Genomic DNA, 21,404 nt, shown 5'->3' on the forward strand with positions numbered 1-21,404 from the left:
ATATTGATTACATTAATACAAGTTGCGTGCCAATAAACACCAATCAAACAAAATCAATAGCTTACATAAACAAACATCGCTATAGACAGATAAAGTGTCCGCGGACACTTGATGAATGTGTCCGCTTATTTACCGATATGAGCAATAAAGTGTCCGATATCTGCCCATATGAGAAAAAAGTGTCCGCTGTCCGATGGGGTTTACAACCCGTTTCATCGTGTTTTTCTAATAAACACTTTACAAATACCCCTTACATCCATTAGAATTTTCTTATGAACTTTTGATTAGGCTACCCCATGACGACTTCGTATCGTTTTAATTACCGCCATTTGCTATTGCTGCTATCGACGATGGCTTTACTGCAGGCAAGTTTCTCTGTGCACGCCACTGAAACGATGACGGTTTCTCTGGGTGAACACACTCGGTGGGTCGAACTCGATGCCAAGCTTGAAGCAGTTAAGGCGGCGACGGTATCAGCACAAACCTCGGGGCGAGTGTTAGTACTACATTATGATGTTAATGACATCGTCCCTCAGGGGGCGCCACTGTTAGAGATCACCAGTAAGGAGCAAGCTGCAGAGCTTGCTGCTGCTAACGCTGAGCTGGCCAGAGCGATAGCGCTAAATACTGAGGCTCAGCTGACGAGTACACGCTATAAAGAGTTATTTCCACAGGGCGCTATCTCCCAAGGCAATATGGATGAAGCTACAGCTCAAGCAAAATCGGCCGAACAAGCTGTGTCCGCCGCTAAAGCTAACATTGTCCGCGCCAATGAATCGCTAACTTACACGTCTGTTTTGGCGCCATTTTCTGGCATTGTGACCCAGAGACATGTTGAAGAGGGAGAAACAGTCACCCCTGGCCAAGCACTGCTTTCTGGGTTCTCACTCACTCAGATGCGCGCGGTCACTCAAGTGCCCCAACGCTATATTGATGCATTAAAACAACAACCTGAGTTTGAAATAATTCTCAACGATGGACGCAGCTATCAATCAAGTGAATTAACTATCTTCTCTTTTGCCGATCCCCATAGTCACAGCTATAAAGTACGGATTTTACTGCCTGAAGGTGAAGCTAATTTGATGCCGGGGATGTGGGCAAAAGCCAAGTTTAGTGCCGGAGTGATCCGCAGTATCACGCTGCCAACATCCAGCATAATAAAACGAGGCGAACTGAGCGCTGTGTATCGTCAGCTAGGAGACAAGTTTGTGCTTAATCAGGTGCGAATAGGCAAAAGTTACCAGGACACGATTGAAATACTATCCGGCCTGGATGACGGTGACATTGTTGCCCTTGATGCGTATCAAGTCGTTCTTAATAAACAAGTAAAGTAGAGGCAAGTACAATGAGCAACTCATCGACACCTAAGTCTTGCGACGCAACAGGTAACGGCGGTCCACTCGGGATCTCTGGCAAGATAGCTGCTGCATTTCAGCTCAGTGCGATCACGCCACTACTGGCCATTTTAGGCCTGTTACTCGGCCTGTTTGCCGTACTCGTCACCCCAAAGGAGGAGGAGCCACAGATTGATGTGACCTTCGCCGATGTCTATATTCCCTTTCCTGGCGCAAGCCCTGCAGAAGTTGAAGCTCTGGTGACCTTACCAGCAGAACAGATCATCTCAGAGATCAAAGGCATAGACACTCTATACTCCTTCTCACAGCCTGATGGCGTGCTGATCATTGCCATCTTCGAAGTGGGGATCCCTCGCAGTGAAGCTATCGTAAAACTCTACAACCAGATCTATTCCAATATGGACAAGCTGCCGACACATGCTGGCGTGGGCGAGCCCTTAATTAAACCAAGAGGGATCAATGACGTCCCTATTGTTAGCCTGACCTTATGGTCAAAAGACAGTCAAGTTTCCGCCGAAGATCTGACCCATGTTGCTCATGGTTTAGAAACTGAGATAAAGCGCATTCGCGGCACGCGTGAGATTTATACTGTAGGGGCTCATGAGTTAGTGCTTAATGTCCGCGTCGACCCAGTTAAAATGAACTATTACGGTTTAAGCTTCGATGCCATTAGCCAGACCCTATCGGCTAATAACCAGATCTCAATGCCAGCCTCCTTAATACAGGGGAATCAGGAGATTAAAGTTCAGGCGGGTCAGTTTTTACAGAGCTTAGATGATGTAAAACATCTGGTCGTCTCAGTATATCAAGACAGTGATGGCCAAAGCGCGCCAGTCTATCTCGCCGATATCGCCGAGCTGTCACTCAAAGCCGATATTCCACTAAAGAGTGTCTGGCATGGCGACAAGCAAGGCATGTATCCCGCAGTGACCTTAGCCATAGGCAAGCAAGCGGGTGAGAATGCGGTAGAAGTTGCAGAGCGGATCTTAACCCGGGTTGATAAGGTAAAAAACATTCTCATACCCGACAATATCGAGGTCACGCTGTCGAGAAACTATGGTAAGACTGCTGGTGACAAAGCCAATACCCTCATTTTTAAGTTAATGTTTGCCACTGCAGCCGTTGTTATCTTGGTCTTACTCACCATGGGAGCAAAAGAAGCGATTGTCGTTGGTATGGCGATTATTATCACCTTGGCAATCACCCTATTCGCCTCCTGGGCATGGGGCTTTACCCTTAACCGAATCTCACTATTTGCGCTGATCTTCTCTATCGGTATTCTGGTCGACGATGCCATTGTGGTGGTCGAAAATATTCACCGACACATGGCCATGAGTAAAAAAAGCCTGACAGAGCTGATCCCTGCCGCCGTCGATGAAGTGGGTAGCCCAACCATTTTGGCCACCTTTACCGTTATCGCCGCCCTACTGCCGATGGCTTTTGTTTCAGGTCTTATGGGTCCATATATGGCCCCTATTCCAATCAATGCCAGCATGGGCATGCTCATATCACTGGCGATCGCTTTCACCATCACTCCTTGGCTGAGTCAGAAGCTACTTAAGCACAAACATGGTTCAGGCGAAGAGAAAAACATCACTGAAAACAAGGGCTTTATGTTTACCTTATTCACCCGTCTCATCGGGCCATTTGTCTTAGGTAAACAAGCCAGAAAAGCCCGCGTTGGACTCGCTGCAGGCATATTTGTGTTAATCGGGTTCGCAGTCTCATTGCCTATCGGTCAGTTGGTTATCCTAAAAATGCTACCACTGGATAATAAATCTGAGTTTCAAGTGATGGTCGATATGCCTGAAGGCACCCCGGTAGAGCAAACGCAGAGGGTATTGCAAGATCTTGGTCGATACCTAGCGACAGTCGATGAAGTTGAAAGCTATCAAGTGTATGCCGGCACCAATGCACCGATGAACTTCAACGGTTTAGTCAGGCACTACTTTCTTAGAGAGAGCCAGGAACTCGGCGATATTCAAGTTAACCTGCTAGAGAAAAGCCAACGTGAACGAGATAGCCATACTATCGCTCAATCGGTTCGCGGTCCGTTGCAACAGATAGGCAAGCGCTACAACGCCAATATTAAAATTGTTGAAGTGCCACCGGGACCACCGGTTTGGTCGCCAATAGTGGCTGAGGTGTATGGCCCCAGCGAAGCCATTCGAGAGCGTGCAGCCAACGAGCTACAAGCATTATTTAAGCAGACCCATGGCGTTGTCGATGTCGATATATTCCTGCCTGCGGCTCAGCAAAAGTGGCAGGTGATAATTGATAGAAGTCGAGCTAGTCTGCTCGGCGTGCCCTATCAAAGTATTGTCGACCTGATAGCCACATCCGTCGGTGGCAAAGACTTGAGTTATCTGTATGACAAGCAGCAGAAACAGCCGGTTCCAATCCGCTTACAACTGAAGGAGTCAGCCAAGTTCGATCTCGATCAAGTACTCAACCTTAAGCTAACGGCTAAGGATGGCACTCCAGTTACCGTCTCTGAGCTAGTCACCATCAAAAAGGGTCATATTGATGCGCCTATCATCCACAAAAACATGATCCCTATGATCATGGTGGTTGCCGATATGGCAGGTGAAATCGACAGCCCTCTATATGGCATGTTTGATATGGCTGCCAATATAGATAAAAAGGGAGGACTGGGGTTCGATCAACACTATATCAATCAACCATCAGGGCTTGATTCTGTGGCGGTGCTTTGGGATGGTGAGTGGAAGATCACCTATGAAACCTTTAGAGATATGGGCATTGCCTACGCTGTCGGTATGATAGCCATCTACCTCTTGGTCGTTGGACAATTTAGATCTTATACCGTGCCACTGATTATCATGGCACCGATCCCACTGACCATTATCGGTGTGATGCCGGGCCATGCCCTACTTGGCGCCAATTTCACCGCGCCCTCTATGATAGGCATGATAGCCCTCGCTGGGATCATCGTTAGAAACTCGATATTGCTGGTGGATTTCATCAACAAAGAAACCGCAGCTGGCGTTCCATTCGAACAAGCGGTTATTCACTCAGGAGCCGTACGCGCCAAGCCCATCATGTTAACGGCACTTGCGGCCATGATCGGAGCACTGTTTATTATCGATGACCCCATCTTTAACGGCCTTGCTATCAGCTTAATCTTCGGCATCTTAATCTCAACATTGCTGACTCTGGTGGTGATCCCAGTGCTTTACTACGCCGTAATGAAAAACAGATTCGTTAAACCATGAAACTCAAAATAGGAGTGACTACTCCCCTGACACAGAGGCTAGCACTTCGCTACTGGAGATATTATGACAATTGAACGCACAATTATGGCCTTTGCAGGCATGATGGTTTTGCTCTCATTAGCACTAACCACTTGGGTCAGCCCACACTTTATCTGGTTCACCGCTTTTGTGGGAGCAAACCTTTTCCAGAGTGCCTTTACTGGCTTCTGTCCCGTTGCTATCTTAATGAAGAAAATAGGCATGAAAACTGAAGCGCAATGCGCCATAGCTCAAACGCGTCCGACCACTTAACGTTTTCACTTTAAAATAAAAACTAAAAAAAGGAACGCCACACAGATGCTAAAAAAAGTAGCCGAACTCATTACGGAAGCAAAGCAGACAATACATTGTGTCACCGCACAAGAAGCCGCAGAAAAATGTCGCTTGATGCAAGGCGTACTGATCGATGTACGCGAATCCTCAGAGGTAGCTCAGCAAGCGACCAAGGGCGCAATTGCGATTCCACGTGGCGTATTAGAGATGAAGATGTTGGCCCTGTATCCTGATGCAGAGCAAGCAATTTTCGTTCACTGCGCGTCTGGAGTGCGAGCCTGTCTGGCAGCAGAGCAGCTCGTTAGGATTGGATATAAGAATGTGTGGGCCATCAGTTGTAAAATTGATGCTATTTGCACAGCAATGGATTAACGCCTTCGAATGAAGGCTGATGACATTTTTTGTTTTAGCTTCTAGCTGAGTTGGTATTGGGTGGTGTATTTGAAGGTCGTACCTTCATGGTTATCTAACGCTTGCTCAGCGGGATATGTGCAGCTACTTCTGCGAAACGCTGCAAGTCCGTCCATGGAAGCTCTGCCAAATCATCCCTGATTTGGAAGCTCTCAGCCGCATCTACACTTGTTCTTCACAAGAAAGCCAAAACTTATATTTACATTTAAATTCAAAGGGTTAATCAAGACCCCTCTCTTTATATTGAACTCAGCATGAAAGATATGCCCTATGCGTAATAATCCCTTATTCAAAATAGAAGTATCACCACGGAGATAATTGGACTCCCCTCCTTCAAAAGGAGGGTTAAGATACTTAGCTCTCACACAAAGTTCTTAATTGGAGTCCGTAATATGAAGAATACTATTGTTGGTGTTGATTTGGCAAAAGATGTTATTCAGGTATGTATAACCAAGCGAAACAAGGTGCTCTCCAATAAAGAGATGATACCGTCTGAATTTAGCGCTTGGCTTGCAACCTCTAATTCAGCCACCATAGTATTTGAAGCATGCAGTACTGCCAATCATTGGCAGCAGCTTGCTCACTCTTATGGGCATGATGCAAGGCAAATAAGTGCAAAACTGGTTGCTAATATTCGACAAAACCAGAAAACAGATAAGAACGATGCACTTGCAGTAGCTCAAGCCTGTAGCTTGCCAGAGGTGAAGTTCGTCTCAGGTAAAACCTTTAAGCAGCAAGAGCTGCAGTCTATAGTTCGAATCAAAGAATTGAGCGTCAAACACAAAGTTGCGGTAGAGAACCAAATCCGAGCGCTTCTACTTGAGTTTGGTATTCGTACACCAACTAAAGGTTCGATAGTAAACGTTGTTGAGCTCACTCTTGAAGATGCTGACAACGGTTTTTGCGATGAACTGCGTGATTCTCTGGCAATAGCTTTTAATGGCTATCTCGACCTAGTTGGTGCAATTAAAAAGTATGAATCCGCATTAGAGCGAGTTGCTAATAGCAATGCAGACTGTCGTAAGCTCATGGCGCTAGAAGGCGTGGGGCCGATGAATGCCGTTAACTTATATATGCTGCTGTCATGTGGTGAAATGGGTACTTTTCGCACAGGAAAGGATGCATCAGCTTGTGTAGGCTTAACACCAATACAGCATTCAACGGGTGGAAAAGCCAAGCTTGGCAGTATAGGTAAACATATCCGTAATCATAGTATGCGAAGTGTGTTAGTGAGTGGCGCGATGGCTGTATGTAGCCAGGTCAAACGCAGAGTGCCACGCACGACAAAAGAAACTTGGCTAAAAGGGTTAATCGAACGTAGAGGGATGCGTTGCGCTGCCGTTGCTTTAGCCAATAAAACCGTTAGAACCGCTTTCTCCCTGTTAGCCAATGATACTGAATATAAAGCAATACCAGTGGCTAGCTAGGAAGTAAGAACCATCAATATAAATGCTTAATTTAGATAAAAATCAGCAACTTTAGTCAGTGAAGCGCTAAGAGCATAATAGCTCGCCATGGAGATATGACAAAGTCGTTCGCGTAAAAATCATTGAGCCTGGGATAGCTTCCCAAACAGAGCTCGTACATAAGCACGCATTAAATCTAAAGCAAGGCATATATGTTGTTGACACGGGGGAGTCCACATAAGCGCTTCGCTTCCACGAAGAACACGGAGGTAAAGATTGAGCTAAAAGTTGAGAGTGGCAAAGGCTTTCGATGTTGCCTTTCTCCGTGCCCTCAGTGTTCTCCGTGGTGAATCGCTTTTGTACAGTTTTAAAATATCTGTTGAGTTAGGCCGAATGCTCTAGCACGCTGTATCCAGAAGTTAGTTACGAATCATGAACCCCAATCGAAGAGATGAATAACCTGATGTAGATGCGGCTGTGGGCTTCGGTTTCAAGGCCGAAAATGTTCCTGACATTTTTCGGCATTTCCTATATCCATATAGGTCAGTGAAACCGCAGAGCGTATAGGGACACTTCTTATGAAATCAAAAGCCAGTGTTCCACAGAAGTAACTACATATGAGGTCACTCCTTCACATCCTTGTGAACGTTACATTCGTAAGTCCATTTACAGCACCTGCTGCAAGCAATAGATAACAATGAAGTTGTGTTTACCTGAAATTAACCAAGTACAAAGTAAGCCTAATGAAACTAATTCAATGGATATTTAAGTAACTTGTGATCCGACAAGTCCCTTCCTTTGGTCGCTTTTTAAAATGCCTGGCAGAAGATAGCGAAGGAGCAGATCACGGCCACAAACCAAGACAGGGAGCGCAGCGTTCCTTTATCGATAAGATAGAGCACTTGATATGCGATACGTGCTACTACATGAATAACGGCTAACATTACCGCTGTATCATTGACACTATCGGTAGCAATCACAGTCAATACAGCCAAGCCAAAGATAAGCAGGGACTCAAAAGCATTTTGATGCCCCGCTACAGCGCGGGCACCAAACCCTGCTAGCTTGGCCTGTTGCGCTCTAGGGTGCGCATTGTCATAGCCCCCCGCTTTTGCCATCGCCACAGCCACTGGGCCTTTGGTCAGGTAAGGCAGTAACATGGCGATAAACAAACAGATGAGTAAAATGGTCATTGAAGACAAAGTCCTTTTAAGAAGTTTAACGTCAAAGAAAGATCCTAGGTATCAGTTCCTAGGATCTAACATCTGGGAACTAGCCCCTTATTTTCTAGCTTTATCTAATGCTTCACAAAGCATCTCGATACCTAATATTGCACGCGGTGCAGCACGGTGCAATAGATCGGCATGAAGCTGATAAATATGCTCATTTTTAACTGCTGGGATCTCTTGCCATTGACTCCAATCGACGCCTAAAATATTGCCTTTATCCTGACTTTGCAATATCACCTCAGGCATTTTCAATAATACACTTTCTAAACTCACTTGAGGGTAATCACTCGCCGCATCAAAATAGACATTGTCACCGTGACAGACACTAATGATCTGCTGGATCCAGCTGTTCTTAGCCACAGTCATCAAGGGAGTAGACCAAAGCTGATAGAACACCTTCACTTCTGGTTTAGCCCAATTGCTTTTACGCAGCTGAGCAAGCTTAGCCAAGTAGTCATCGGCGACCTGATTAGCTGCATCCTGATGGCCTGTTAGCTCACCGAGCTCTTTTAGCTCACTCGCCACGGCTTCTAGCGTCTTAGGGTCGCTATTGTAGACATTAAAACCTAACTCTTTTAATCGCTCCACGTCTTCAGCTTTATTGCCACTGCCCCATACCACCACCAAATCAGGATCAATCTCAATCACCCGCTCAATCTGAATGCCGTGATAACCACCAATGCGTGGAATATCCAGCGCTGAAGCAGGAAAATCAGCATGTTCTGTGGTCGCCAGAATAGACTCACCCGCCCCAATGGCATACAGCATTTCAACCGAATGGGGTGAAAGCGCAATCACACGCTTAGCTGGCACTTTGACTTCAGCAGCTACTCCATCCGAAGCTGCCGAAGGCAACACGCCAACAGCCAGTAGCAACACACATATTGTTGATAAAAATTTCATTTAAATCCTATAAATACAGGTTCTAGGTTCTAGGTTCTAGGTTCTAGGTTCTAGGTTCTAGGTTCTAGGTTCTAGGTTCTAGGTTCTAGGTTCTAGGTTCTAGGTTCTAGGTTCTAGGTTCTAGGTTCTAGGTTCTAGGTTCTAGGTTCTAGGTTCTAGGTTCTAGGTTCTAGGTTCTGCAGACAATACCGTTAATCATCAATTAAATTGATATTTCACAGCGCTCGAAGTTGTGTCAAAGCCGTCAAACCCCAACCCTCAAGAAAGAGTCCAGCCCCTGAGCATATGCGCTCTTTACCAAAAATTCGCTGAAGACTCTATATGATTGGGTGAGAAAGCGCTGACAATAACGCCACAAAAGCTAACAGGAAGTAAATGGCGTGATGAAGAAGCGAAGTGCAAGGGCCCCACAGCGAACAACGAAGACATACCTTTAGGTAGGCAAGTTGTGAGCGAGGACGTAACGCAGCAATTCACTTCTGCAATAGCCATTTTTAGTAGTCGAAGCCGGGCTGGGCTTTGATTCCGTTATCAAACGCATGCTTGAGCGATTGCACCTCACTCACTGTATCTGCCAGCTCGATAATCGCTCTGTGACACGCTCTACCCGTTACTATCACGTGCTGCATCTTAGGTCTGTTCTTCAGCGCTGTAATGACTCGCTCAACATCTAAGTAGTGGTAGCTCACCATGTAAGTCAGCTCATCTAGCATAAGACAATCAATGCTCTCATCTTTCAATAAGACTTCGGCGGCTTCCCAGGCACTTTCTGCGGCTTGAGTGTCTTTTTCCCTGTCTTGAGTCTCCCAAGTAAATCCGGTACCCATCACATGGAAATCGACGCCAGCCCCCTCAAGCAGAGTACGTTCACCGCATTCCCAATTACCTTTAATAAACTGCACCACCGCGGCTTTTTTACCATGACCGACTGAACGTGCAATCGTGCCGAATCCAGACGTCGACTTGCCCTTGCCGTTGCCTGTTAGCACTAATAAAATGCCTTTTTCCTCTTGAGCTGCCGCGATTTTGGCATCGACGGTCTCTTTTACTCTCTGCTGCCTGGCCTTATGACGCTCAGCTTTTCTCTCTTCTGGGCTCATCTTCTTCTCATCTTCTATAGAGTTCGAACTCTCATTGTTATTAGTCATTCTGTTTCCATATTTTTATGTAGGTGCTCCTAGAACCTAAGTTCTAGTTCCTAGGATCTGCTCTATATTTTCCATATCTAAATCTTGTTTCAGCTGTTCGGCAAATCGATTCAACTGCTGCTCACGAATAGCATCTATATCGATGGGTTCTGCATCCGACATACGGGCCCATTTAAGTAGCAGGGCACAAGCATCCGGTGAGTCGAACAGGCCATGCAGATAAGTGCCTAACACTTGGCCGTCTTCTGATAGCATACCGTCACTGAATGGGCTCTCTCTTGAGTCCATTGCTGATATGCTCAAGGGCTGAACTTGCCCCTCACTAAGTGTCTTGAGTAGTAGAGATTGGCCGCAATGGATCTCATAACCTTTAACCTCGGCTTGTTCACCGAGTAACGAGATCTCGCCAGTCACCTGACGTAAGACTTTGTTGGGTTTTAGCTCAGTAACCAGAGGCAATAAGCCTAAACCGTCACTTTCACCAGCGGTGCCTTCGACCCCATTAGGATCATCAATAGCCACACCTAACATCTGATAGCCCCCGCAGATCCCCAAGACTTTCCCGCCATACCTAAGATGCTTCTCGATCGCAATATCCCAGCCTTGCGCCTTGATAAAAGCCAAGTCATCTCTGACATTTTTACTACCAGGAATAATAATGAGATCGGCTGGTGGTAACACACCACTTTTTGATTGGCCTTGTGACTGACTCTGCGCCTGAGTTTGCATAGAGACATAGTTAAATTCAATTTGAGGATTTAGGCGCAGGGGATCAAAGTCCGTATGATTACTGATCCTAGGCGTCACTAAAACCAATACACTTAACTTGCTCTTAGCCGTTTTTAGTGGCGATGCAAGCAGTGCATCTTCTGCATCTAAGTGCAGGTCATGAAGATAAGGTAACACACCTAAAACGGGCTTCTGAGTATAGGCTTCAAGCCAGTCTAGCCCTGATTGAAGCAAGTTAATATCACCGCGAAAACGGTTAATCACAAAACCTTTTACCCTTGCCTGCTCAGACTCAGAAAGCAGTGCTAAGGTCCCTACCAGATGGGCAAACACTCCGCCTTTATCAATATCGGCTATGATGATCACTGGGCAATCCACCGCTTCGGCAAAGCCCATATTGGCAATATCACCTTCGCGCAAGTTAATCTCAGCTGGGCTACCCGCTCCTTCAATGAGCACGACATCATAGGCATGGGTCAGGCGTGAGAACGAATCCAACACAGCTGCCATAGCATTAACTCGCTCTCCATTTTTACCTCGAGGCCCAAAAAAATCTTTCGCCTCCATCTGATCCAGCGCTTTACCTTGCACGATCACTTGCGCTCCAGTATCTGAGCTAGGTTTAAGCAAGATAGGGTTAAAATCTGTGTCTAGAGGTAGGCCACAAGCGATCGCTTGCAGCGCTTGTGCTCGGCCGATTTCACCACCATCGGCAGTAACTGCACTGTTAAGTGCCATATTTTGTGGTTTAAAGGGGGCAACTTTGACTCCTTGTCTAGCAAATAGCCGGCACAATCCCGCGACTAGCGTGCTCTTGCCAGCATCCGAGGTTGTACCTTGTACCATAAGTGTTTTGGCTGTGCCCATTTTCGGGGCGTCTCTATTATCTGAGTTCATTTTGGTTTTAATTCTAGTTTTAGTTTTAGATTTAGCGCTAGTTTTAATTAGACAGCATTGAATTGATAGAAACGAGTACCTAACTCCTAGCTCCTAGACCCTAGCTCCTAGGAACTAGCCCCTACAAAGAAAAAGCTGTTATCCCTTCAATCTCATGGGTATTCCAGCAGTCACCAGAGTCACAGTATCCGCGATTGTCGCAATATCTTGATGCAGCCAACCCGCTTCATCAACAAAGCGGCGACTTATCTCACCCAATGGCACAATACCGCAGCCGACTTCATTGCTGACCAAATAAATCTCACCGGGTAACTGAGGTAAAATATCGAGTAATTGCTGCTTCTCTTTACTCCATCGATGTTCGGGATCGGCAAATACCGTTGTCGAATCATCTAGCAATAGATGATTGGTTAACCAAAGAGTCAGGCAATCGACCATAATAACCCTATCTTCTCTGGCAAATTCTCTCAGCGCAGTAACTAGCTCCAACGGCGTTTCTGTAGTCAGCCAATTCACGTTATCAGCGTCTCTCTCTTGCTGGTGACGCTTTATTCTGTCACTCATTTCATCATCGAGAGCCTGCGCGGTAGCGATATACACACACTGAAAGCCTTTATCACTGCACATTTTAGCCGCTTGCATTCCAAAGCGAGTTTTACCGCTACGAGCTCCACCTAATACCAGATGTATCATGCTAATACTCCAAATATGTTTATAGACTGCTTTCATCACAGCACGAATAACGGCTCAAATAACAGAACTGTTCGACATTAACTCTAGCCCTATCCTGAGCACCAAAGATCAGGTTTTTACGCTATTGCGGCTAATAAAACCAGGTAGCAAACCAGCTCAGAGACTTGCTGTGCAGCCCCTAAGGTATCACCAGTGTAACCACCGATTTGTCTTCGAAAAAGTGATACTAATAACCAGCGAAGCAAGAAAAGACTCGCCGCTATAAGTATGGTTGAAGTGAGTCCACTCAGCCACAATGCTAACCCCCCAGTAACCAGTAGGATCAGCAACTCATTGATGGTTTGGTTTTGCGCTAATGGCTTGCTCTTACTGCCCTTCTCTTCACTGACATAAGCATCACTCACGTAAGTGTCGGTAAAAATAATGCTTGCCGCCAATACTCGGCTTAAACAGTGACCTATGATCAGTGCAGGCACTAGCATCTCAGGATCATAAAGGGCTAGCTCCATCAATAGCTGAAACTTTAAGAATAAGGCCAATAACAAGGTCACTGCGCCATAAGTCCCTATGCGAGAATCCTTCATGATCTTCAGCTTATCGGCAATCTTCCAGCCACCACCGAATCCATCGGCCGTGTCAGCCAAACCATCTTCATGAAAAGCACCGGTAAGCGCAACGCTAATCATCATTGCCAGTAAGATGCTGACAGAGACTGGCAATACCTGAATACTTAATGCATATATCAAGGCCGAAAGCGCTCCCACCAGCACACCGACCAAACCAAAATACCGATTGGCTTTATTCAGGCTATCACCATCAACTTTGACCCAAGTTGGCATAGGAATACGAGTGAAAAAGCCCATGGCAATAAAAAATAGCGTCAGTTCTTTGCGTAACACGTCCATAAATATTCCTTTAAAGAAGTTCCTAGGCCCTAGAACCTAGGCACTGAAACCTTCTTTTTAAATCTCAATCCCTGCATCGCTGAAACTAGCCATCTCATTGTAGAACCCTGCTGCGGCTTGGATTATTGGCAATGCCAGCGCAGCTCCGGTTCCCTCCCCCAACCTCATGCCCAATCTAAGTAAGGGCCTGGCCTGAAGGTGAGACATCATCAAGCAATGACCGCGTTCATCTGACTGATGGCCAAAGATCATATAATCACGCACATGCTTATTTATCTGCACTGCAACCATAGCCGCAGCCGTCGCAATAAAGCCATCGACGACAATCAACATTTTTCTTTCTGCTGCAGCCAGCATGGCACCCGTCATCTGTACAATTTCAAAGCCACCAAGGCAGGCTAGGATGTTTAGCGGATCGGTGAGCTCAGCTTCATGAATGAGCAAAGCCTTCTCAACAAGCAACTGCTTACGCTTTAGCGTTGCCGCATCTATGCCTGTTCCACGACCCACACAATCGGCACCTTTTATTTTCATGATGCTAGCCATAATTGCTGCAGCAGATGAAGTATTGCCGATCCCCATTTCACCAAGCGCTAACAGGTTCGTCCCTTGCTGATGATGATATTCGACTCGTTTACGCGCCATTTCGAAACCTTGCTTTACCGCACCGAGTGTCATGGCCGCTTGCAAATGAATAGGAGCGGTACCAGCACCGAGTCGTTGATCTATGATCCCTTCGACTCCCTCTAATGGCTGTAAAATGCCACAATCAATCACTTCTAGTTCGAAGCCTACCTGGCGGCAGAACACATTGATCGCGGCGCCACCATTGATGAAATTCATCACCATTTGAGTCGTCACTTCGCTGGGGGCGATAGAGACACCAGATGCAGCAATACCGTGGTCGGCGGCAAAAACTAACAGCTTGGGCTTAATGATTTGAGGCTTATCTTTACCCAACACTTGAGCAAGCTGCTTCGCTAAGTGCTCTAGTTCTCCTAAGGCACCTACAGGCTTAGTTTTATCATCTATCTTGTGCTGGATCTCATCATCAAACTCACAATTCAGTGGACTAATATCAAACATACATCTACACCCTGATTAATTATTTTTTTATATAAAGCTAAGAAAGCTGCGAGCTCAAGACAGAACTAAGAAAGCTGTAAGTCCCAAGACAGAGCTAAGAAAATCTCGAGTTAAAGCTCGTAGCTTAAAACTCACAACTTATAGCTTATAGCTTATAGCTTATGGCTTATAGCTAGCTCTAAAATCTTCGTGGCTAAAGCCACTCCTACTTGGGAAGGCTTACCTTCTACGGCTAAGGATCCCTAAGAAGAAAACACTACCGATCACGGCGGTAATAATGCCTACTGGTAACTCCTGATGACTCAATAAGGTCCGTGCTAAGACATCAATCCATACCATAAATAATCCACCCACCAATGCCGTCGTCACCAGAGGAAACTGGCCTGGAAGCAACATGCGCACTGTATGAGGAACCATCAAACCGATAAAGCCAATGCCACCACAGTTGGCGACGAGAATGGCTGTTATCGCAGAACAAAGCAGTAGCATCTGTATCCGTAAACGACTGACATTAATCCCTAAGGTATGTGCTGTTTCATCACCCGCGCGCATAGCCATTATTTGTCGCTTAAACAATAAAATGACACCTGTACATAGGGTTACAACGACAAAAGGCGAGAGTAACCCCGCCCAGCTAGCCTTAGAAAAACTGCCAAGACTCCAGAACAGCACAGAGGCTGCGGCTTGCGGGCTTGAGAAATAGAGTAATAGACTCGTCAGTGCGCCAAACATAAATGAGATAGCGACGCCCGAAAGCAACATTCGCTCAATCTGGCTACTCATGTGTCGACCACATAAGCCAAGCACCATGGCCACAGATAAACCAGCCCCCATAAAAGCACCAAGAGGCAAGGTCATCCAGCTAAACTGCTCAAAGAGCCCTGAGCTTGAGAACAGCCCGGAGCCGCTGAAAAGTGTCAGCACAACAACCGCACCAAATGATGCACCGGAAGAGATACCGAACAGATAAGGATCGGCAAGAGGATTTCGCGTCACGGTCTGCAACACACTCCCCGCAATAGACAAACCCGCACCGGCAATGAACGCAAGCAATACCCTAGGTAGCCTGAGTTCCATCACTATACGTTGGGTAATCGTTGAAACTTCACCAATCCCAAAAGTCTGCTTCATCAGTACATTGAATGTGTCCAGTGCGGAGATATTAGCCGCGCCAAAACTCGCTGCGAACATTAAGCTACAGACCACAATGACACTCAGCCCAAGTAACAACCAGGGATGAGCTGTGAGCTCATTGTTGGCAATACTTATCGGCTTAGTGTTATTGATTAAATGTTTATTGGGAACAGCCATCGTCGCTGGAGATTTAGTCATGATTCTCTCCAAGATGACCGTGATGCTTGTTATCACTGTTATCGTCGCCCTTCAGAAAACCATTCTTATGACCTTTCATATGACCTTTCTCGTAGCCATTCTCGTAGCCATTCTCGTAACCATAGTAGTAACAGATCTGTGGGTTACCATGCTGCGGATGTTGACTAATCTGGGCGCAGACTCCAAAAACCTGACCAATCGTCTCCTCTGTCAATACTTGCTGAGGGGTTCCGTAAGCTATGCCCTTACCTGCTTCGAGTAACAGTAAGCTGTCACACATAGCACTAGCAAGATTTAGGTCATGAATGGAGGTGATCACAGTGATACCTATGGAATGTAATAACTCCATAATTTGAATTTGATAACGAATATCCAAATGATTAGTCGGTTCATCTAAGATAAGTAATTTTGGTTGCTGCACTATCGCTCGTGCTATTAAGGCTCTTTGCTTTTCACCGCCTGACAAATGTTCATAACATTGACTGGCTTTATCAGTTAAACCGACCTTTTCCAATGCATCGGCAATTAACACGCGGTCGGCAGCATTAGTGAAGCCAAAAGGACCTTTATGGGGCGTCAAGCCGATTGCCACCAGCTGTGCAGTGGTGAGTTCAAAATGTTGCGGCGTATCTTGTAATACTACCGCCACTTCTCTGGCAAAAGCCTTAGACGTAAAGTCTGCAATATCTCGTTCAAATAACTGGATCTTGCCGCAATCTGGCTGAATATATCGATACAAACAACGAAGCAAGGTGGACTTCCCGGCACCATTGGGGCCGATGATACCCAGCATTTCACCAGCTGATACCGAAAAATTGATATGAGAAAGGATCGAGCGTCCATCGACCTGCCAGCTTAGATCGGATACGTCTAATGCTAGCTCAGATGTGCTATTTGAAGTTAAGCCTGAAACTAATGACATCTATGGCTCCCCCGAGTTACCCGCTCGAGTATTAACGCGACAAAATGTGGCAGGTATCCTGACTTATGTTTTAAAGAAGTAACTAACAGCTAAGATGACGACCCCAGGTCTATCGCTTCGCGGACAGCTTCGCCTATTCGACGGGCTTTGCCCTGATAGGTAAGCGTCACCTTTTCTGTAGGAGGGGACTTTAGCCCCGATGAGCATGAGTCCATTCTCTCCCGGCTAAAGCCGGTCCTACAGCGCAGCGTCATCTCGGCTCAACCAGCGCAGCGTCATCTCAGCTCAACCAGCGTAGCGCCATCTTAGCTCTAATACTTCTTTAAAAACACTTACAGTTGCGGGCACAGCTTGGGCTTCAGATAGGCTAATAAGCTAGACACTAGGACTATCTTCCCAATTCCCTTTTAAGTTTGAGTTAGCAAGCTAACCATCAGAAAAACAAATGGCTCGTTCTGCTCTCAACACCTCATTTTGTGAGCTTTAAACAGCCTTTTGTAAAAAAGGAATGCGTAACAAGCTCTAATGGTCGCTATTATGCCGATTTTACCGGCCTTAGCAAATTGTACCTGTAATGTGACTATTGATTTAGGCTATGGTTTAGATAAAGGATTTAATTGATAGGGCTAATCATGGCCCCAATGTAATTTAGTAAATTGTCCTTGAGCTGAGCTAAAAACAGAAATCTTCACTACCGAGGCGTAGGCGAGAGACAGTTGAGTATAGAAACCTGCCGCACCACTGACACCCAGCGCTCTGGACATTAAGTGACGAATCACTCCTGCATGAGTAATAAACAGTAAGGTTTGTCCGGCATAATCCGTCAATACTGACTGCCATAATGTGTCAATTCTTGACTCAAAATCCAGCATAGACTCACCATCTGGTGGCGTCATTGCCCAAGGGTTTTTCCAGTACATCTCTATCATTTGTGCGTTAGTCTGATACAGGCTCTCTAACGTTTCTCCGTCCCACTCACCGAAATTAATCTCCTTTAACGCACTATCTAATTTCAGCGGTACGCCACTCTTCAAATAAAGGCTCAAGCCAAACTCACTACAACGACGCAGAGGAGAGGAAAAAATATGATTAAACTCAACGTTATGATTTTCAGTTAACTGCTCGAACGCAGTCTTCATCTGAAAAAGGCCCGTTGGGCTAATCGCTACATCGGTATGCCCTCGAAGTATTTTGCCACCTTCACATTCACCATGTCGCAGCAGATAAAATACCGTGGTATTTTCACCTTTAGATTGTTCGATAGACATAAAACACCAATTCCATTAAAAAGATATCGACAATAATAGGGATTGAGATAGAGAACGCTCATATCAAGTGTATAAGCATGATTAGGATAAATTTAATTGGCTAAAAAATCTATGGGGAGTCTAGTCTCGGTCGACTTTTCTTCTATCCTCTACGTCCCCCTCAGTGGCCTCTAAAACATTGACCGCATTTTTATTATCAAAATTCTGTGGGAATCGAATATGGTAACAAAGCCCATTACCTATCGATGTTTCAATTTCAACCTTTCCTTTAAGTTTCTGCGTCACCAAGTTATACACTAAGTGCGCCCCCAATCCGCTGCCACCTTCATTGCGCTTGGTGGTATAGAAGGGATCGAAAAGATTTTTGATCCCTTTCTCATCTAAACCTATGCCGTCATCGCTAAAATCCATGACCACCCAACCGTTTTCAGCCGATAACTCGATAATAATATTACCCGCCTGTTCGGGTCTAAAGGCATGTAGAATACTATTCATAATCAAGTTGGTCATGATTTGAGATAACACGCCAGGATAGGTATTACAGGTGATGACTTTCGAGCTCTTTATTTGAATCTGATGTATTGTTTTCTTCAATTCTGGACGTAATGACATCAATATTTCATCTAAATATTCTTCAATTTTAAATTCACGGATCGCCTCACTGGATTGGTCTACTGCCACCCGTTTAAAGCTTTGGATAAGCTTAGAGGCTCGGGCATTATTCTTCAAAATAATATCCATCGCCTCGGTACAGGTTTGCATAAAGCCTTCAAACTCCTCTTCACTAAGTTCACCTGCAGCAAACATTTTCTTCAGCCCTACCACTTCATCATGTAGGTGTGATGCTGCGGTGACGCACACTCCAATAGGTGTATTAATCTCATGAGCAATACCCGCCACCATCTTACCCAATGACGCCTGTTTTTCAGTTTCAACCAGTTGAGACTGCGCTTTTTGTAATTGCTCTAAGGTGGTTTGCAGCTCTTGAGTTCGTTCGGTAACGATCCCCTCCATCTGCTCAGAGTAACGCTGAGCCAGCAGCTCCTTCTCTTTTGAGTAATTCAACTGCTGCCTGAGCTGCGCTGGACTGATCTTAAGCTGAGCGAGTAACTGGCCATAATAACGCTCTAAGGTTTTACTCTCTTGTTCAGAATAGATATTAGATTGCAACACCACCATATGTGCCACAGCGGCTCCGGTTATACCGCTTAACACACGCTCAGTGGTACGTTCTAAATTGGCCAACTCCTGAACATTAATCAGTTCAGCCTCACTCAGCTCTGCCTCTGCGAGGCAGGCCGCTAATTTAATATCTGCGAATTCTGGGGTGAGATACTGGCTAAAAATGCCTTTTAATAGTCCAAGCTTAGGCGCTAGATCGATATTTCTAGGTAAGGCATCCATGATGGCTTCATCTTCGGCGACCCGTTCAGCCATCACATCCATAAACTCGGCATTGTAACGCTTCTCCTCGCCAGACACTTTGGAATACAAGCTGCCAAGTACCAGCGCCGAAATATTGGCTACCATCGACCAAAATGCACCGTGGCTAATCTTGTGCATGTCTGTACCTAACAAATGCTCAGGATGCAGCCAAGCGATATCGAAGGGCCCCGAAATTAAAATATCGGCATTAAGCCAGCCACTCTTCATGATTGCGGGTAGTAACAAACAATACGCCCAGATCCCAAAGCCGGCACACAAGCCAGCAAAGGCACCTTTTGCTGTCACCTGTGGCCAATAAAGACCCGCAATAACTAAAGGAAGAAACTGCAATACAGCCGCGAATGAGAGCATCCCCATGTTCACCAACATGTATGACTCGCCTAAATAGAGATAGAACACCTGCCCAGCACCGAGGACAATAAACACCGCCAGCCAACGAGACTGCAGCAAGTACTTCTTCAATCGACTATCAGGCCTGAACCATTGTAAAATGGGCAGCACCAAGTGATTGCTGAACATGGTTGATAATGTCATACCTGACACCATCAACATGGCCATAGACGCAGAGAAACCACCGATAAAGACAAACACAGTCAACGCCTTCTGCTCGGCCAACATAGGGATGGCCAACATATAGCTGTCTGCAGTTTCAGGCCCTAATAACAACATGCCGGCAGCGGCGATTGGCGTAACAAATAGGGTCATTAACATCAGATAGATGGGTAGCCACCACTGGATCTTTTTAACATGATTGGGTTCAGGATTTTCAACCACCATGACATGAAACTGACGAGGCAACAGCATAAAGGCTGAACCTGCCAAGATAAGATAACTAAACCAGGTCATAAACTCAGGTTTCGACACCATCTGCTGCGCGGCATCAGGCATCTCGGTCTCTAGCAGACGGAAGATTTCCAGCGGGGAATCGAACATAAAAAAGCAGATAAACACGCCGACCGATAACATGGCTAGCAGCTTTACTATGCCTTCAACGGCTAGCGCCAGCATCATGCCAGGATGTCGCTCTGTGGGGTCTAAATGACGGATACCAAAAACAATGGTAAAAAGCGCAACGCCTAACCAGACCAACCAGGCTGTCATGCCTGCACCTTCAGTCTCCGCACCGAGCACAAGGTCAATAGAAGTATTAATAGCTTTAAGCTGCAGCGCCAAATATGGCACGATCCCTATCATGGCGACTAACGCCGCGAGTCCGGCGAGAAACACGCTGCGATTGTATCTGGCAGAAAGAAAATCGGCGATACTGGTGACTCGATAGATCTGTTTAATCAATAAAACCCGCTGCATCAAAGGCCAGATCACCAGCATGAGTAGCGTTGGCCCTAAGTAGATAGATAGCATCAAGATACTGGAACGTGTGGCAATCCCCACACTGCCGAAGAAGGTCCAACTGGTACAATAGATAGCTAAAGAGAGGGTATAAACGATGGCGCTCGTGGTCAGCTTCTTTGCTCTTTCACTGCCTGACTCAGCCCAAGTCGCAATCACATAAAGTATTCCCACATAGCCTAATATGACCAGTAGTAAACCCGTAGGACTCATCATACCTTTACCTCCACAGGGAGGCTGAATAAGTTGAAGAGATTGAAGTGAACTAGGTCATATCGAATACCTACATAACCTACTGTTATGTGAAGTAGCAAACCCGTCGGACTCATCATACTTTTACCTCCACAGGGAGGCTGAATACAGCAAAGGCCACTGATGCCGTTCCACTGCTAGCTGGCACATTTAAGCTGAGGATATGATGAAACCGAATTTCATGTCTTAACGTCATCGATAAACTTATTTAGACAAGGCATATAAAAATAGGATTAAAGAGAACCAAATCAGGCTGATGCTTATTAATATTGCTGACAAACTAGAAACAAGGTTATTGGCCACAGGCCAAGAGACAATAAGTAGCCAACTCACTAGGATCAGCAACCTAAAGGCTACCTGATTATTATTTTTACTCCACACAAGTTGTTCTCCAGCAAAGAGCCTGCTTAAAGCATAGTTCAGCACCCGAAAAGAGTGGCAGAATCATTCACAAAAGGGATACGTTGCAGCTTAATATTTATACTAACAAGTCGGCTCGACACATAGCCGAGTCTGGTTTAGTATAG

At 45.8% G+C, this 21,404-nt stretch carries 16 protein-coding genes; 5 read left to right on the plus strand and 11 right to left on the minus strand.

The window, feature by feature from the left end; translation table 11 throughout:
* Nucleotides 1-296: 296 nt before the first annotated feature.
* The 5 genes from FM038_RS20350 to FM038_RS20370 all read left to right on the plus strand — a co-directional run bounded on the left by FM038_RS20350 (nt 297) and on the right by FM038_RS20370 (nt 6,738).
* Entirely contained in the window at nt 297-1,334 is a 1,038-nt protein-coding gene (locus FM038_RS20350; protein WP_142871453.1) for an efflux RND transporter periplasmic adaptor subunit, read from the plus strand.
* A gap of 11 nt (nt 1,335-1,345) precedes the next feature.
* Complete coding sequence (locus FM038_RS20355; protein WP_142871452.1) at nt 1,346-4,588, plus strand: efflux RND transporter permease subunit; 3,243 nt, start codon at nt 1,346-1,348, stop codon at nt 4,586-4,588.
* Between the two features lie 63 nt (nt 4,589-4,651).
* Complete coding sequence (locus FM038_RS20360; protein WP_142871451.1) at nt 4,652-4,879, plus strand: YgaP family membrane protein; 228 nt, start codon at nt 4,652-4,654, stop codon at nt 4,877-4,879.
* A 45-nt stretch (nt 4,880-4,924) separates the two neighbouring features.
* Nucleotides 4,925-5,272 carry a rhodanese-like domain-containing protein gene (locus tag FM038_RS20365; RefSeq protein WP_142871450.1) on the plus strand — a complete coding sequence of 116 codons (348 nt, stop codon included), beginning with the start codon at nt 4,925-4,927 and terminating at the stop codon, nt 5,270-5,272.
* 431 nt (nt 5,273-5,703) lie between these two features.
* Nucleotides 5,704-6,738, plus strand: a complete 1,035-nt coding sequence (locus FM038_RS20370) for an IS110 family RNA-guided transposase (RefSeq protein WP_142871449.1) — start codon at nt 5,704-5,706, stop codon at nt 6,736-6,738.
* Between the two features lie 788 nt (nt 6,739-7,526).
* Here the strand turns inward: FM038_RS20370 and FM038_RS20375 are convergent.
* The 11 genes from FM038_RS20375 to FM038_RS20425 form a co-directional block, all read right to left on the minus strand.
* Nucleotides 7,527-7,910: an MAPEG family protein gene (locus FM038_RS20375; protein WP_142871448.1), complete on the minus strand. Its 384-nt coding sequence runs from the start codon at nt 7,908-7,910 to the stop codon at nt 7,527-7,529.
* An 87-nt stretch (nt 7,911-7,997) separates the two neighbouring features.
* Complete coding sequence (locus FM038_RS20380) at nt 7,998-8,849, minus strand: cobalamin-binding protein (protein ID WP_142871447.1); 852 nt, start codon at nt 8,847-8,849, stop codon at nt 7,998-8,000.
* 494 nt (nt 8,850-9,343) lie between these two features.
* Nucleotides 9,344-9,949 carry a cob(I)yrinic acid a,c-diamide adenosyltransferase gene (gene cobO, locus FM038_RS20385; protein WP_223293106.1) on the minus strand — a complete coding sequence of 202 codons (606 nt, stop codon included), beginning with the start codon at nt 9,947-9,949 and terminating at the stop codon, nt 9,344-9,346.
* Nucleotides 9,950-10,033: 84 nt separating this feature from the next.
* Nucleotides 10,034-11,623: a cobyric acid synthase gene (locus tag FM038_RS20390; protein ID WP_223292925.1), complete on the minus strand. Its 1,590-nt coding sequence runs from the start codon at nt 11,621-11,623 to the stop codon at nt 10,034-10,036.
* A 138-nt stretch (nt 11,624-11,761) separates the two neighbouring features.
* The gene (gene cobU / locus FM038_RS20395; protein ID WP_142871445.1) at nt 11,762-12,316 is read right to left on the minus strand and encodes a bifunctional adenosylcobinamide kinase/adenosylcobinamide-phosphate guanylyltransferase; all 555 of its coding nucleotides are present in this window, start codon (nt 12,314-12,316) and stop codon (nt 11,762-11,764) included.
* A 116-nt stretch (nt 12,317-12,432) separates the two neighbouring features.
* Nucleotides 12,433-13,221, minus strand: coding sequence for an adenosylcobinamide-GDP ribazoletransferase (locus FM038_RS20400; RefSeq protein WP_142871444.1), 789 nt, complete (start codon nt 13,219-13,221; stop codon nt 12,433-12,435).
* Nucleotides 13,222-13,278: 57 nt separating this feature from the next.
* Nucleotides 13,279-14,307: a nicotinate-nucleotide--dimethylbenzimidazole phosphoribosyltransferase gene (gene cobT, locus FM038_RS20405; protein WP_142871443.1), complete on the minus strand. Its 1,029-nt coding sequence runs from the start codon at nt 14,305-14,307 to the stop codon at nt 13,279-13,281.
* Between the two features lie 219 nt (nt 14,308-14,526).
* Nucleotides 14,527-15,639 (minus strand): FecCD family ABC transporter permease, encoded by a 1,113-nt coding sequence (locus tag FM038_RS20410; protein WP_223292926.1) that lies wholly within the window; start codon nt 15,637-15,639, stop codon nt 14,527-14,529.
* Nucleotides 15,632-16,561, minus strand: a complete 930-nt coding sequence (locus tag FM038_RS20415) for an ABC transporter ATP-binding protein (protein ID WP_142871442.1) — start codon at nt 16,559-16,561, stop codon at nt 15,632-15,634. The genes FM038_RS20410 and FM038_RS20415 overlap by 8 nt, the downstream gene beginning before the upstream one ends.
* 626 nt (nt 16,562-17,187) lie before the next feature.
* The gene (locus tag FM038_RS20420; RefSeq protein ID WP_142871441.1) at nt 17,188-17,829 is read right to left on the minus strand and encodes a histidine phosphatase family protein; all 642 of its coding nucleotides are present in this window, start codon (nt 17,827-17,829) and stop codon (nt 17,188-17,190) included.
* Nucleotides 17,830-17,949: 120 nt separating this feature from the next.
* Nucleotides 17,950-20,841 (minus strand): sensor histidine kinase, encoded by a 2,892-nt coding sequence (locus tag FM038_RS20425; protein ID WP_142871440.1) that lies wholly within the window; start codon nt 20,839-20,841, stop codon nt 17,950-17,952.
* Nucleotides 20,842-21,404: the final 563 nt, after the last annotated feature.

The sequence above is a fragment of the Shewanella eurypsychrophilus genome, from assembly GCF_007004545.3.
Classification (GTDB): Bacteria; Pseudomonadota; Gammaproteobacteria; order Enterobacterales; family Shewanellaceae; genus Shewanella; species Shewanella eurypsychrophilus.